The sequence below is a fragment of the Alcanivorax sp. P2S70 genome (assembly GCF_000475295.1).
Classification (GTDB): domain Bacteria; phylum Pseudomonadota; class Gammaproteobacteria; order Pseudomonadales; family Alcanivoracaceae; genus Alcanivorax; species Alcanivorax profundi.
This window is the reverse complement of sequence record NZ_AXBZ01000001.1, coordinates 37,155-52,142: the sequence shown is the minus strand read 5'-3', so window position 1 is coordinate 52,142 and position 14,988 is coordinate 37,155. Positions and strand designations below refer to the sequence as shown.

The 14,988-nt window shown below is 58.2% G+C and carries 11 protein-coding genes; 6 read left to right on the top strand and 5 right to left on the bottom strand.

Annotated elements, in window-relative coordinates:
• Positions 1-38 precede the first annotated feature (38 nt).
• A complete protein-coding gene (locus tag Q672_RS17625) occupies positions 39-1,046 on the top strand; it encodes an AraC family transcriptional regulator (RefSeq protein ID WP_022983712.1) in 1,008 nt (335 codons plus the stop codon).
• Between the two features lie 9 nt (positions 1,047-1,055).
• Here Q672_RS17625 and Q672_RS17620 read toward each other — a convergent pair whose 3' ends face one another.
• The gene (locus tag Q672_RS17620; protein WP_022983711.1) at positions 1,056-1,517 is read right to left on the bottom strand and encodes an LEA type 2 family protein; all 462 of its coding nucleotides are present in this window, start codon (positions 1,515-1,517) and stop codon (positions 1,056-1,058) included.
• Positions 1,518-1,955: 438 nt separating this feature from the next.
• On the opposite strand from Q672_RS17620, the gene Q672_RS17615 reads away from it, so the two are divergent.
• Both Q672_RS17615 and Q672_RS17610 read left to right on the top strand, forming a co-directional pair.
• Positions 1,956-2,453: a hypothetical protein gene (locus Q672_RS17615; protein WP_022983710.1), complete on the top strand. Its 498-nt coding sequence runs from the start codon at positions 1,956-1,958 to the stop codon at positions 2,451-2,453.
• The gene (locus Q672_RS17610; RefSeq protein WP_022983709.1) at positions 2,453-4,336 is read left to right on the top strand and encodes a tetratricopeptide repeat protein; all 1,884 of its coding nucleotides are present in this window, start codon (positions 2,453-2,455) and stop codon (positions 4,334-4,336) included. The genes Q672_RS17615 and Q672_RS17610 overlap by 1 nt, the downstream gene beginning before the upstream one ends.
• A gap of 44 nt (positions 4,337-4,380) precedes the next feature.
• Here the strand turns inward: Q672_RS17610 and Q672_RS17605 are convergent, their stop codons facing one another.
• The 4 genes from Q672_RS17605 to Q672_RS17590 all read right to left on the bottom strand — a co-directional run bounded on the left by Q672_RS17605 (position 4,381) and on the right by Q672_RS17590 (position 10,702).
• Positions 4,381-5,379: an FAD:protein FMN transferase gene (locus Q672_RS17605; protein WP_022983708.1), complete on the bottom strand. Its 999-nt coding sequence runs from the start codon at positions 5,377-5,379 to the stop codon at positions 4,381-4,383.
• Positions 5,380-5,478: 99 nt separating this feature from the next.
• Positions 5,479-7,038, bottom strand: a complete 1,560-nt coding sequence (locus tag Q672_RS17600) for a hypothetical protein (protein ID WP_022983707.1) — start codon at positions 7,036-7,038, stop codon at positions 5,479-5,481.
• 13 nt (positions 7,039-7,051) lie between these two features.
• Entirely contained in the window at positions 7,052-9,520 is a 2,469-nt protein-coding gene (locus tag Q672_RS17595; protein WP_031225692.1) for a LamG-like jellyroll fold domain-containing protein, read from the bottom strand.
• 3 nt (positions 9,521-9,523) lie between these two features.
• A complete protein-coding gene (locus Q672_RS17590) occupies positions 9,524-10,702 on the bottom strand; it encodes a DUF1585 domain-containing protein (RefSeq protein ID WP_031225691.1) in 1,179 nt (392 codons plus the stop codon).
• 203 nt (positions 10,703-10,905) lie between these two features.
• Here Q672_RS17590 and Q672_RS17585 point away from each other — a divergent pair, with 203 nt between their 5' ends.
• The 3 genes from Q672_RS17585 to Q672_RS17575 are packed head-to-tail and all read left to right on the top strand — an operon-like array spanning position 10,906 to position 14,975.
• Entirely contained in the window at positions 10,906-13,530 is a 2,625-nt protein-coding gene (locus Q672_RS17585; RefSeq protein WP_022983704.1) for a hypothetical protein, read from the top strand.
• Between the two features lie 45 nt (positions 13,531-13,575).
• Positions 13,576-14,340, top strand: a complete 765-nt coding sequence (locus Q672_RS17580; RefSeq protein WP_022983703.1) for an outer membrane beta-barrel protein — start codon at positions 13,576-13,578, stop codon at positions 14,338-14,340.
• The gene (locus Q672_RS17575) at positions 14,310-14,975 is read left to right on the top strand and encodes an outer membrane beta-barrel domain-containing protein (RefSeq protein WP_022983702.1); all 666 of its coding nucleotides are present in this window, start codon (positions 14,310-14,312) and stop codon (positions 14,973-14,975) included. The genes Q672_RS17580 and Q672_RS17575 overlap by 31 nt, the downstream gene beginning before the upstream one ends.
• The last annotated feature ends 13 nt before the right edge of the window (positions 14,976-14,988 follow it).

Genomic DNA, 14,988 nt, shown 5'->3' with positions numbered 1-14,988 from the left:
CATTCTGGGACACAAAATTGTGGAAAACGGACACGGCCATGAGCACCCTGCGCGCCATCACCAGCGTACGACTGCAAGCCGCCTATGGCGCAGAGCAGGGGGTGCCTGTGTCGGTAGCACTGGCAGGTTCGGGGATTGATGCGGCCATGCTCAATCAGGCGGACGCCACCATTGAATCGGCGCAGGAACTGAAGGTGATCGAGAACCTCTGTGCGCACCTCGATGACCCCGTGTCTCACGGGTTGGCCATGGGACAGCGCTACCACCTCAGCAGCTATGGTGTGTGGGGCTTTGCCCTGCTGAGCAGCCCCACCTTTGGCGATGCCATTCGGTTGGGGGTGCGCTATCTGGGGCTGACCTTTGCGTTTGTGGATGTGCGGTTGCAGGAAACCCGGGACAACGCCGTCCTGGTGCTGGAAGATGCCGGGTTGCCGGAAGCGGTGCGGCCGTATCTGCTGGCCCGGGATGCCAGTGCCATCATGGTGATCCAGGAGGAGCTGTTTTCTTTGCGGGTGCCTTTGACGGCATTACGGCTGCGATTGCCGGACAGAGACCCCGCGCAGGTGATCTCGCTATTCGGTCGCGAGCCGGTATTCGACAGTGCAGTGAGTGAGGCCGCTTTCGCGCGCGGCTTGCTGGATATGCCGTTACCGCAGGCGAACCCGGTGACGGCACGGCTCTGCGAAGAGCAGTGCCACCAGTTGCTGGTGCAGCGGCATTCCCGCGGCGGAACGGCGGCCCGATTACGCCGGCGGTTGCTGCAGCAGCCGGGCCGCTTTCCTTCTCTGGAAACACTGGCTGAGGAGCTGCACATGAGTCCCCGTACCCTGCGACGCCATCTCAACCGGGAGGGAACCGGGTATCAGGAACTGCTTGATGAGGTGCGACGGATGTTGGCAGAGCAGTGGCTGACGCTGGGCATTCTGACTCTGGAAGAAATCAGCGAAAGGCTGGGGTACTCGGAGCTGTCCAACTTCATTCACGCTTTTCGGCGCTGGACTGGCCAGACCCCTGCCCGCTATCGGCGTGGCCGAGTCGCGGGCTGAAGCGGCCTCTCAGGGCATCTTCGGCAGCTGCATTTCCCCTTCCTTGTCGAAGGCCAGGGGGATGGGAACACCGGCCACCCGGGCCTTGCCCACTAGCCGGTATTTGAGTGGTTCACCCTGTTGCTGCTGGATCTTTTGCAATTGCTGCAGGCTGCTCATCAGGCTGGTGGTGATAGTGGTCGTCACCTTGGCATCGCCCATGGCAGGGAGGGTGACGGTGTCCCCGGTCAGGCCGCGGGCAAATTTTTCGCCGTTCACATAGATTTCGTAATCCAGGCTTTTCAGTGTCAGTTCCCGGTCATTGGGGTTGCGCGCTCTCAGGGTGAGCCCCCACTCCTGCTCGAACAGGGTGAAGCTGTTCAGGTTGATGCCCGTGACACTGACTTCCGGGGCTTCAAGCTGGCCAAGGGTATGGCAGCCGGATAGTAGCAGGGCGGTGGCCAGAAGCCAGGCAGAAACGCGTGCTTTCATTGGGAATCCATTTCGTGAGGGTGTGCGGTAAGACTCAGAGACTCACTAGAATACGGACAAAGGTTCATCGCGAAAAGCGAGAGGCGAAACGCAGTTGGTCTGGGGCGTGCCGGTGGAACCCGCTGGAGAGAGGGGTGGAACAAGTGCATGCCGGACGGCCCGGCCTCCCGCCACGCCACCGCGCCCCAAGGGGGCGCGCATGGCGCGGCATCCTGGCCGGGCCGCCGGCACGGTGTCGACCAAAGCCGACCCCTTGATAATGGTCCTCAAGGGGGAAGGATGGCAAGGGCCAACTGTGAGAAATTTGTATCTCACCGGCGAACAAGGCCGACAGCCGGCACTGTTTGTAACCATGGGATGAGACAATGCCGACAGTCATGGCGAAAAGACTGTGCTAGATTGCTGAAAAACCATTGAAAGCCTGAATTCGGGGGAACGATGCGCCGCGTAGTTGTGATGCTGTTGTTACTGGTGATGGGCCAGTTGCATGGGGGCGAGCTGGACAAGGATCTGGCAGATTTCAAACGGGATGTACTGGAAGTGAACAAGCGCCTGCTGCTGCTGGAGGAAGAGTTGTTGTTCCCGGCGGATACCCAGGTGGGGATCTATGTCTCCCTGGATGTGGGGCACTTTTTCCAGCCAGACAGTATTACCCTGGAGTTGGACGGCGAAGTGCTGGCCAGTCATCTTTACACCGAAAAAGAAATTCGGGCGCTGATGAATGGCGCGGTGCAACGACTGGCGCTGGCTAACGTAAAAAACGGTGAGCATGAGCTGACAGCTTTCGTGACCGGTACTGGTCCCAGTGGCCGGGAAATCCGTCGTGGGGTAAACGGCCAGTTCGAAAAAGCCCATGGCCGTCATTTCATTCAGCTGCATATCGAAGATGACGAGTCAAAGCAGCAGCCCCGTTTTCGCTTTCGGGACTGGCGCTGATGCGTGGTGTGTTCTATCTGCTGCTGCTGTGCAGCAGTCTGGTTTGGGCGCGATTGGATGAACCGCACAAGGTGGAGGAGCCCGCCTATGGTGAGGTGGCCTATCTCTATTTGCAGGGCGATTACTTCGCGGCCTTGACCCGGGCGCAGATGGCACTGGAGCGCGGTGAAGTGCAGGTTCATAAGCCTGAGCTTCAGGTGTTGCTGGGTGCCATGTATAGCGCTTATGGCATGCCGGAAGATGCCCAGCAGGTGTTTGATTCGCTGCTCGACAGTCAGGTTAGTGATGGTGTTGCCCAGCGGGCCTGGATTCATCTGGCGGGTCTTTACTATCGACAGGGCAAATACAAGCAGGCGCTGGCAACCCTTGAGCAGCAGGTAGGGGAGCAACCTCCCGAGGCGTTGCAGGAGGTGTTCTACAGCCTGCGAGCCAAGATTTTGATGCGTTTGGGGAGGTATGAAGAGGCGGCTGAGTCTTTGGATGCTTTCTCGGAAAATCACCCGCTCAATGCTTACCTTCGCTATAACCTCGCCATCAGCTGGATCAACGGCGAGCATCCCTCTTTGGGGCAGGAGTGGCTTTGGAAGTTGGCCAACCTGCCGCCCGGTAGTGCAGAGACCAACGCGATCAAAGACAAGGCCATGTTGGCTTTGGCCATCTACATGTTGCGCAGCGAACAACAGGATCGCGCGTTGCAACTGCTGAGCAATGCCCGTCTGGAGGGACCGTTCTCGGATATTTCCCTGCTGCTTTATGCCCGCGCTCTGCTGTTGGCCAACCAGCCAGGCAAAGCCTTGCCTGTGTTGCAGAAGCTGGATCAGGGGTCGATTCAGCGTGCCACGGTTCAGGAGGCTCAGCTGGCCATACCTTACCTGTATGAGTCGTTGAACAATCAGAAGGCGGCAAGGCAGGCATTCGAAACTGCGCTGGACCGTTTTGACAAGTTGGATACCTACCTGGTCGAAGTGGAGGCGCAAATTGCCGGTGGCGAATGGTTTGCTGAGATGGTTGGCTCGCCGCGCTGGTCCACGGCCATGGATCCAGTGCCCGCTTTCTTGCCTCAGCGGGTGAGCAGTTTTCCTACCTTTTACGAGTGGTTCGCTACTGCGGAATTCCAGCAGGGCTGGAATCAGTATCATGAGTTGATGCGTCAGCGGAATCTGCTCAGCCTTTGGCAGCAGAAGATGCCGGGCCTGTACACGATGCTGGCAGCCCATGAACGCAAGCACAACACCTTGCGCCCGGAAGCAAAAGCTTTGTTGAAAGATCTTGCTGGCCAGGATTTTCAGGGGCAGATGACCCGTCTGGAACGTCGTTTTAGCGAGGCGGTCGAGTCCCAGGATCCGCTCCCGTTTGCCACGGATCGCGAGCAGAAGCTTTGGACTGCCCAGCAGCAGGCGAGAGAGCATACGCAGGGGTGGGGGCAGCAGGCGCGCCCGGATATGGTGGAGAAGCTGGACTTCTACAAGGGCGTGTTGCTATGGGAAATGCAGCAGGACATTGTTCCCAGACAATGGGACCGTGAGCGTGAAATCAAGCAGATAGAAGGTCTGCTTGAAGAAAACCGCCTGCTGCGTAGCCGCGTGCTTTATGCCACCTACAGAGTCGATCGCCTTGAGGTCTTTCAACGTGAGCTGCCGGAGTTGGAAGCGGAACTTTCCAATTTGCAAAAGCGAGGCGAGAGGCTGATGCGCCGCCAGCAATACGGTTTGCAGGCATCGGCGTATGAGCAGGTAACGGCAACCCGCGCCCGGCTCAAACGGTTCTCGGCTTCCGCCCATGAAGGATTGGCGGACCTCTATCACCGGGCCTTGCGTGAGCGTCGCGGGTCACCCGCACCAGTGGAAGGCCAGGGCCTCGAATCTCTGCAAATCCAGCCTTAAACGGCACCCTGACAGGAGGCATGCCCGGCGGGCATGCTTCAGCGTCAGTCTGATGAGGGAGGCGTAGCCGTGGCAGGGGCAGCCAGGTCGTTGGAGTAGCTTACCTTGCCGTGCTGATCGATCAGGATTGCCGAGGTGTTGGGTAGTCTGTCGATGAGTGCCAATCCCTTTTCCTTGCCGAGGATAAATACACTGGTTGACAGGGCATCAGCATCCACACTGTTGTCGCACAGCACGGTAACACTGACCAGTTCCCCGACACTCTTTCCCGTCTTTGGGGAGATAATGTGGTGGATGCGTTCGCCATCCTGAATGAAGTATCGCTGGTAATCGCCAGAGGTAGACATGGCGACATCGGAAATAGGGAGTCGCATGGCAATGCCGCTGCGATCGCGCGGGTGTTGTATGCCGACTTCCCAGGGGCGACCACGGTGGTCTCCCAGCACATAGCTGTCACCGCCCAGTGACAGCCAGGCATGTTCCACCCCTGCGGCTTTTAGCAAGGCGATCCCTCTGTCGATGGCGTAACCTTTGGCGATCCCGCCCAGATCGATGCGTGTCCCCGGGTCGCTGAAACGCACCTGATGGTTATCCAGTAACGCTATCCGTGAAGCACCGATATGCCGTGTAGCACGCTTCAGTGCTTGAGCATCAGGTGCCTTGCCTTTCCGGTAGTCATACAGGTGGCCTGCACTGGCGAAGGTAATGTCAAAGGCGCCGTCGGTGAGCTGGTAATAATGTGCGGAGCGTTCCAACAGGCGATAAAACTCGGCACTGATGGTTTGCGGTTTACTGGCTGCCAGTAGGTTGAGTTGTGCCAGTTCGCTGTCTTCTACCCAGGGGGACAACAGCTGATTCAGCCGAGCCATTTCGTTTTCCAGGGTCCGGAATAGCGGCGCCGCAGGGGTTGGGGACCACAGGGTTACGCTGGCACGGGTTCCCATGATGTCCCATTGATGCTGTTGCCATTGAGCAAAAACGGGCATGCAAAGAGCGACAAGAAGGCTGCCGGCCAGCAGGCGGGCAGAGGGTCTAAAGGCCATGGTGAGGGTCACCTTTACATTGTCAGTGAGCCGACCGCGGGGCCGGCAGGCAGGTAGGCGAGGGATACCTTACCTTGCCGCCGACAGGGCTCGGGGTCGCTAGATAGTACCACTGACAATGGGTTCAAAGGCGGTTAGTCGATCCATGGATGCCGCATTACCCAGGCTGTGGTTAGGGAATTTGCTGGCAAATTGCCCTTGCTCTCCATGCAGTGCCAGGTAATTCAGCCACACCACCTCGGCCAGCAGGTTCACGTTGTTGGCTGCCGGGCTGCCGGCGGTTTCCACGGAGGCGTCGGGTCGCATCCAGCCGATTTGCTGCTGATCGTTATTTAGCGTGGGGCGTCCGTTGGGGCTGTAGACCAGAATGAACGACGCGGCAGTGGAGGAGTTGTCGCCGGTCCATTCACCCTTGCCCCTGCCTGCCTCAGAGTCATCAATGCGCCCATTGCTGGAAACAGAGCCGTCGCTGAACACATAGATCATTAGTGGAACACCCTTGCGGCGGGCGTAATCCAGGCAGGCGCCCATGCAGCGCCCTGCGCGCAGATCGCGTTGCTCACCCGTGCCGCGTTCGCCGGTGTGGTAATCAAAGCCGCCCATGGAGATGCAGCCCGCTCCGGCATAGCCGTTGACGACCAATTTCATGATCGATGCGGTCTTCTGGAATTCCCGGTCCCGCAGTTCGTTTTCATCAAAGATGGCGAGGATGTCCAGGTCCTCCTCGATGTCCAGCTCAGCGGGGTCGCCAAAGCGTTCTGTGATATCGGCGGCTTCAACGTAGCCGCAGCGCAACAGGTCCTCAAGATTGGCTCGTCGGTTACTGTCGGTGAGGCCGCTATCTAGCTGGTCGATACGCCGGTGGCTAATACGGGCAATGCTTTCCATCACGGACACTGCATCAGCCTGGTCCAGAAGGCCCACCAGCTTCCCGGTGTCCACCAGCCCGGTCACATCGGTCGCTCTGTCTACCTTGGTGGGACGGGCAGAGGCAATGATCGAGCCATCCGGGGCCATGGAGTTACCGCCTGATACCGAACTGCTGGAGCCAATCAGGGACATCAGTTCGCCATCGGCGCCTGCAGTAAAGATGCCGTACATGGGGTTGTGCGGATTATTGCCAGTATCGTTCTCCGAACGGGCAGGGATAACACACCCATTGGTGCTGGGCGCGGCGGCGGCGGCTTTTTCCATGATGCCTTGCAGGAACGGTGAATCGCTGTGGAAGGCCAGCCCCAGTTCCCGGTTTACTACGCCGGCATCGTTATTGGGGGCCATGCTGCCAGGCAGGCCCAGCTTGGAGTAGCCGCCGCTGGTGAGGAAATCTTCCTGGCCGCCCTGGCCGCCAACCAGCACATTGGAGCCAGCGATATTGGCGCCGCCTGCCAGGTCAAAGCAGATAAAGGGAATCTTTCCGGCTCCCGATGCGGCGATTCCGCAGGTTTCCTTCATGGCTTCCAGGCCACCACTGAGGGCCATGGCCTCACGCGGGTTGCTGAAAAGGCCAAATAATCCCACGGTGCCAAATGCTGCTCCGCTGACCAGCCCCCGACCCAGCATGTCCCGGCGGCTGACCGGTTTACCGTGACCGAGGTTTATCAGCGGCGCATCCGGGTGCAGGGGCTGCTGACGTTTCTTGAAAAAATGTCGTTTGATCATGTTTCGTCCCCTTTTATTGCACCAGCATGGTGGCACTGCCCAGCATTGCAGCGCAGGCGGCTTTGGTGGCAGTGGCGGTGCGTTCTATGCACTCCTCGTTGTCACCACTGCACTGCGTCAGATTAGTGGTGAACAGCAGGTCTTCCAGCTCCCCTTCCACCGCATTGCGTGATGGCTGATGATTCAGATCGAGACCCACCATGCGGTCAAACAATGGGGATATAACACGATCACGCCATTGTTGCTCGGTAATGCTGTCTACCCGGGCGTTGTAGTTCATGCCGACGAACAACGGGGTCACACTGTTGTCGCCGTTGCGTTCGGCTTCGACCAGCGCGTTACAGTACTCGATGGCCAGTTGCGCAATACCGATTTGGTGAGCCGTCAGGAATGCCTCTATGTTTTCTTCGGTTGGCAGTTGCGTACGAAGGCGCTGGTAGGTGTCCGGGACGTCTCCGTATCCTTCGGGAACACCAGTAAGTTGGCTCATGGTGGCATTCACTTCGGCAAAGTCGCGAAGTCCAACACTGGGCTGTTCGCCGTACATGTTAGGCATCAGCGGCAAGGGAGTGGGCTCGGTGTAGACATTGGTGTGTTGGCCCAGTCGTTCGAAGGTCAGGAAGAATTCGTCGTTTTCCTGTCCCTGTTCTACCGGCAGCAACGTTCCGAGTCGTGACAAGTTTTCACCCTGTTCGCTGTAACCCTCTCCGCCGATGAGGGTTTCCAGCGTGGAGAAGGACTGGGCAACACCCGGAACACGGCCATTGATGCCAATACGCAGCCCTTCAAGCGGGGCTTCGTCCTCGACGATGTCCTGTTCCAGATTGATGAAGTAGGGTGCCGCAAAAAGATAGCTGTAGTTATCGAAGCGAGACACTTCGAATACCAGATATGCGCCTGGCTGATCGATCAGGTGACCGATATAGAATGGCAGGAAGTAACGTTCGCCAACTCCGGCTGCAAAGTTGGTCTGAACCTGTTCTGCGCTCAAGGCACGGTTATGGATTGCGGCGAAACGGATCACCCCTTCCCAGGGACGGTTGCTTGAGGCCTCGTTACCCAGCACCAGGGCAAAAGTGTCGTCCCAGGTATTCAGCAGGCCAGGGGGGGCTGGGTCCATGGCCCCGTTGAGCTCACCGTTGATGTAAAGCCGGCGACCATTGACCGGGTCGTAGGTTAGTGCGACATGTTGCAGGCTGGCCTGCAGCGGGTCGTCGTCCGTTGCCAGTACGGGCTCGCCGTTGGCGTCGGTGGCTTCTCCGATACGTTGATAAACCAGATAGTTGCTGGTGCTTTGCGCCAGGGTAAGGTTACGGGCATCGGGGCCGGCGGAATAACTGAGGATGTGGGCGTTGTCCTGGCCAGTGCTGGCGGGTACCAGCCAGGCTTCCAGGGTTAGCTCACCGGTGGCTGTGATCAGGTCGCTGAGCTTGCTGCTGGTGGCAGTGCTGCCCTGGGCTTTGGCAACGTTGCCATTCAGGCGAATGCCCCAGCCGCCTTCCCAGGTAACATCGCCGCTGAGCTGCAGATGCAAGGCCGGATCGACCCCTGAGGTGTCAAAGGCGGTGGTACCCTCGCCAGTCTTGAATTCGTAGCGAGCGATCACGTTGCTCTCGTAACGTCCGCCTCCTGCTGCCAGGGTGCCATCGTTGACGTTGAGCGCCTTGCTGAGAACCAGGTCTTCGTCCGGGGCTGTAGCTGTGATGCCATCGGCCATGGCCTGAATGGCATTTTCCATTTCCTGGGCATCATCATCACAGTCTGACCAGCAGTTATGGCTGTCTTCGCCGAGTCGTTCTACCAGGCGGCTGAGTGAAGGCTGGTTAAGATCAATTTTGCTCTGCGCTGCGCTGTAGGCTTCGTTGACGTCGTCGGAAGCCAGATAGGGACCTTGCGGAGTGCTGGCATCACTCTGATGACACTCGCTGCAGTAATCATTGAGCAGCGGGTATACCGTGGTCTCAAACAGGCCGGAATCAGAGGGGAAGTTCTTGCTGTTGCCGGGCTCCTTGATGGGAGGGGGATCCAGCTCTGTAGTGCCGCCGCCCAACCCCAGGGACTGCCCTGCCCAGGCGCTGATCCAGGTGCTGATCTGGTCGGCGCAGAATTGGGGATCGCTTTCCCAGCAATTGTGGCCACCAGCGACTTTCTGCACCATGCGCGAGGCGGAAGGCTGGTTAAGATTGATCAGTGGGTTGGCGGCGGCGTAGGCCGCATTAATGTCGCCGGTCTGGACAAAAGCCGGTTGCTGGTCGCGGTGGCAGGCGCCACAGCGTTGTTCTTCTACCAGGTTGTTCCAGATATAAATCTTGAATGCAGAGACGTCAGCACTGCGTGGTGCCGGCCCTGAATAATTCACGTTGTTGTTATTTGAGCCGGTGTTGGTGTTGGCTTCTGTGGAGGCACCACTCCCGCTGCCGCCACAGGCAGACAGCATGGACAAGGCGCCGAGCGCAACTGCGGTAAGTATCCAGTGTCGCATCGCTTAGTCCCCCATGCAGTAAACGGCCGCATCGGCAAACAGCGACTTCATGCGGTAGTTGTTGTTTTTGAAGGCCGTCGTCATGGAGGCCACTTGCTGGGTATCGGTGCTGTCTGCGGGTTTGCGAAGGCAAACGGCCTCGAATACTTTTTCTGCCTGGCAGGTGGCAAAGGTGTCACTGTGGGCGAGCTCGCGGCCAAGGCTGGCGGCGCCGTTTCCGTACCCCTGGCCAGTACTGTCCCAGCCCAGGTTGGCGTTGGTGCCTTCCCGCCAGTAATTGTCCCAGCGATCATCCGGGGTGATGTAGCCCCAGGGGAAATTGTTGCTGTTGATCAGATATTTGCCCTGGACCCGGGTTCCGGTGTCGGGGTCGCTGGAGGTGTTGTAAAGCATCCGCCCACCATCCCCTTCCTGGTCACCTTGCCAGTCGTAGTAGGCAAAAGCCTGGGCCATGGGATCCATGCCGCTATGGCAGCCGATACAGTTGTTGCGGAAGATCCGGCTGTCACCGCCTGGACTGCGACTGACATCTTGACGGATTCTGTCTGACGGTCGGTTCACGTCTTTGACCTGCTCCAGATCACGGCACATGTGATTCATCAGGGTGAAACGGAACATGGCCCGGTTGGTGCCCGCGTAGAAAAATGCCTGGGCCGCAGCCCGGCTGGTCAGTACCCCGGCAACGGCCTCTGCGGGCGTACCGTACTGAGACACCTGGCTGGTGGGCTGCAGAACCTCTTTAAGGTCCGCATGCTGGTTTTCCAGATTTCGGTAATGTGCGTTGTTGTCCGCCGCGGCTGCGGGGCTGGCGTTACCGACGTAGAGCAGGTCGGCGTAGAGAATGCGGCGAAAATCCACGTCGTCACGGATGGCACCGATCACCGTAGCGGTGTAATCGTTAAGCGGAACGAACACATCCTGGGCTTCATTGGTCCAGGGAGCGGCAAACTGCTTGAGTGTGACGTTGTAGAACGCTGGGTGTTCCATGGCGAGTTCGGCAGCGGCCTGGGGGCCGCCAGCGCCATCAATCATGCTCGCCATGGTATCCAGTGTGCTGGCATCTGCAGGGACCCCTGCAAGCCGGTTGTGTATGCGTTGTGCCTGATCGCGGCTGCTGGCCTGGCCCTGCGTGCTGAGCAGTAGCGCCATTGTGGCTAGCACGATCCCCCGGGTGCGTCTCATTGGAAGCATCCTCTTTTGTTGTCTTCTCTGTGCCGTCGCATTATGGGCGACAGGCAAGCCAGTTGTTACGACCGTTCAACAGAATTCCCGTATCCCACTGTTATTCTGTATGACATTCTGCATCAGGCTCTGTGATATGGGCCCCAGAAAACTAAGAATAAGTTCGCGATACTGACGTAAAACTAAGAAAGACGGATGAACGGGTGAAAACAACAAGCTTATCCGGACTTCTGTGCCTGCTGGGGGTGATCAGCGGCTGCGGGGGTGTGGACGGGGGAGAACAAGGCCAGGATCCTACCGTGACCGATATTCCGGTGGCGTACGTGGAACGTACCGTGCCGGTTGCGGACATGGAGATGGATATGGAGCCTGACAGCCTGGAGCAGCCTGCGGCCTTTATGGCGGGGGCGAGACTGATGGTGCGCGATGGGCTGTCGAGTGGCGCCGTGGCACGTGATATTTCGACTCCCCTGTTGGGTGGTGGTCACGATATTCGCGATCTGGTGGTCAGCCCTGCGGGCGATCGGCTGCTGTTTTCGGCTCGGGCCCCAGAGATCGAGGATGCGGATGAGGATGAGCAGCCCACCTGGAATCTCTGGGAATACGATTTCAATAGCCGGGTTGCCCGGCGGCTTGTCACCAGCGACCTGATTGCCGAACAGGGGCAGGACCGTTACCCCGCCTACCTGCCTGGAGGCGGTATCGTATTTGCTTCCACCCGTCAGCGTCAGGCCCGGGCCCGGTTACTGGACGAGGGCAAGCCCCAGTTCGCCCCCCTCGAAGAAGGCCGTGACAGCTACGCTTTTGCCTTGCACGTGATGGGCGAGGATGGCAACGATATCGAGCAGATCACCTTTAATATGAGCCATGACGTTGCACCGTTGGTGATGGATGACGGCCGCATTGTCTTCCAGCGCTGGGACAACAAGGATAACGAAGACCGGTTTGATCTTTACCGCGTTAACCCGGACGGTACCTCACTGACACCGCTCTATGGAGCTGATAGTCATGCTCGTGAAGATCAGGAAGACCGCCAGTTCCTGCCGATGACCATGATGGGGGATGGGCGTGTGCTGACGGCTGTTCGATTGAGGGAACTGGTCGCTGGCAATTCCCTGGTACCGGTGGCCATCGATGTGGCTCGTTTTGTGAACCAGGACACTCCTCTGTTTGGCATTGTGGGCGCTCAGGCTGAACAGCCCCTGCCTATTCCGGTGACGCGACTTTCGGGCGACATCACCAGCGGAACAGTTGCCGATGTCCTTGATCTTGGTGATGGTACGGGACGCTACCTGATGGCCTGGTCCCCTTGTCGTTTGCTGGAAGGGCAAACCCTGCGACCCTGCACCGACGAATATTTGTCGCAGGACTTGCCAGCGGCACCTCCTGCCTATGGGTTGTGGGTGTTTGACCCTGCGGAAGGCACCCAACGGCCAGTGGTAAACCCCCGCGATGGCTTGTGGGTGACGGAGCTTGCGGTCGCCACGCCACAGCCGTCTGCGGCGCCGGCAGTGCTGCCGGAGCGCGACGATGCGCTTGCTGAAGACAATATGGCAATGCTGGATATTCGCAGTGTTCATGACCGGGATGGTGCGTTCGCTACGTTTGATGGGGGAGTGGCAGGAGTCAACACTATTGCGGATTACCGCGATCCGAACCAGGTAAGTCCCGAGCAACGCGCGGTCCGTTTTCTGAGAATTACCAAGGGGGTACTGATTCCCGATGACGATGTTCGGGATATCAGTGGTGCCCAGTTTGGCCGGGCTCCCAATTTCGGAATGCGTGAAATCGTGGGGTACATCCCGGTTGAACCCGATGGATCGGTTCGCGTGCAGGTTCCTGCGGATGCTCCTTTAGGCCTTCAGTTGGTGGATGCGGAAGGCAAGGCCGTGTATTCCCGCCATGGAGCATGGATCAATTTGCGTCCCGGCGAGACCCTGCAGTGTCAGGGATGTCACAGTAACAACAGCCCGTTGCCCCATGGCAGGATTGATGGCATGGCGCCTTCTCTCAACGCTGGAGCCCCCTTTACCGGCCAGCCTTTCCCCAATACCCGCTCTGATGTGGTCGGTTTCGCGGATGCGGGAGAAACCATGGCGCAGGCGCTGACGCGCTTGTATCCCGAACGCGCCATGCCGTCGGTAGACCTGAGGGCATTTGACGCCTGGAGCGATCCCGCGCCAGATCCGGATACCGAAGTGTTGTTGTCCTACGAGGACCTGAACACCCCAACCCCGGTGACACCTGAGTGCCAGGGTGCCTGGGCGCCGGGCTGCCGGGCGACCATCCATTATGAGGACCACATCCAGCCGTTGTGGGATTTGCCCAGGGTCGCCGACGTCGATGGCTCCATGCAGGATGTCACCTGTTCAGTCTGTCACAACCGTCGCGATAGCATGAATGCCCTGCAGGTTCCTCCCGGGCAGCTTGAGCTCACTGGTGATCCCTCTCCGGATCAGCCGGACCAGCTGACCAGTTATCGGGAACTGCTATTCAATGACAACGAACTTGAATTGCAGGATGGTGCACTTGTAGACCGTTTGGTCATTGTCTTCGATGACGAAGGGAATATTGTGTACCAGACGGATGAAGAGGGTGAGCTGGTGCTGGATGGCGACGACAATCCTGTCCCTGTGACAGAGCCGGTACCCGTGGCGGCCGCTATTCGTGCAGGACAAGCACGCAATTCGGACCGTTTCTTTGATACATTTGCGGTTGATGGAGGGCATGAGGAATGGCTAAGCGCTCAGGAACTCCGTTTGATTGCTGAGTGGATCGATATTGGCGCGCAGCTGTATAACGATCCTTTCCGGGTACCGGAAAATTAATACAGCCTTGCGGCTGTCTATGAATAGAAAGGGGAGACGCACCCTGTGCGCCTTGTAGTGATCCTTTTGGCTTGTTGGCTGCCGCCGCTGCTGTTGGCCGCCGAGCCCGAGTCTGATGACGCCTTCGAGCGGGAATATGACGCCGTCCAGGTGAAAGTCTCGGACCCCTACGTGGAAGTTCACACGGGGCCGGGGCGGGGCTATCCCGTCTTTCATGTTGTGGAGCGCGATGCCCCGCTGACGATCCTGTACATGCGTGCGGGATGGTTAAAAGTGGAGACCGTTCGGGGGAAATCAGGTTGGGTTCCTCGCACCGCTCTTGCTGCCACTCTGGATGGCACCGGGGAAACTCCCGAGCTGGATGCTCTTGGGCACGAAGCTTTTCAGGAAGGCCACTGGCACGCTTCTGTCCTGGTGGGGGAGCTGGATGGTGCGACCTCCCTTGGTGTGGCTCTGGGTTACCGTTTTACAGAAAACCTCACTGGCGAGTTGATGTACTCGCAAGCCAGTGGCGATTTTTCGAATAACAACCTCTTTGATGTCAATGTGCAGCACCAGCTTTTCCCTCAGTGGCGAGTCTCTCCCTATGTGGCTCTCGGGACAGGAAGAGCGAGGATTGAGCCCCGGGCGACATTGGTCCAACCTGAGAATCGTGAGGAAAACTACGCTTTTGGTGGGATAGGGCTGAACGTGTATCTGGCACGAGGCTTTGTCATGAGGGGTGAGTACCGCAGCTATGTGCTGTTCACCGAAGAAAACGACAACCGGAATCTTGAAGAATGGAAACTTGGTTTCTCCGTCTTGTTCTGATCCTTGCCTGGATGACATCAGGCACTGTTTTTGCCGAAGGGACCGATGACCGTGAGTCGGTTGTGCGTGAGGCCTCTCCTGAATCTGTACTGGACCCGCGTATTGAACGACGCCGTATCCGGGAAGCCGAGATCGACACCGAAAACTTTGAAGCCGGAATTTACGCGGGACTGATCTCCATTGAAGATTTTGGTACCCAGCCAGTGATAGGGCTTCGTTTTGACTATCACCTGTCCGAGGATGTCTTTTTTGAGGCCGCCCTGGGGAGAGCCAAAGGGGATGAAACCAGCTTCGAAACCTTGAATGCAGGCGTGCAGCTGCTGACAGATGAGGAGCGGGAGTTTACCTATTATCAGGCATCAATTGGCTATAACTTGTTGCCTGGCGAAGCGTTCCTGACCCGTAATCGGGCTTTCAATAATTCGTTATTCCTGATTGGTGGTGCCGGGATGACAGATTTTGCCGGCGATGAATATTTCACCATCAGCGCGGGGGTTGGCTACCGGCTTCTCATCAATGACTTTACTGCCGTTCGCGTGGACATGAAGGACCATATCTTTACTCACGATATCTTGGGTGAAGACAAGACCACGCATAATCTGGAAATGACGGCGGGCGTGAGTCTGTATTTCTGAAAATAATAATCGG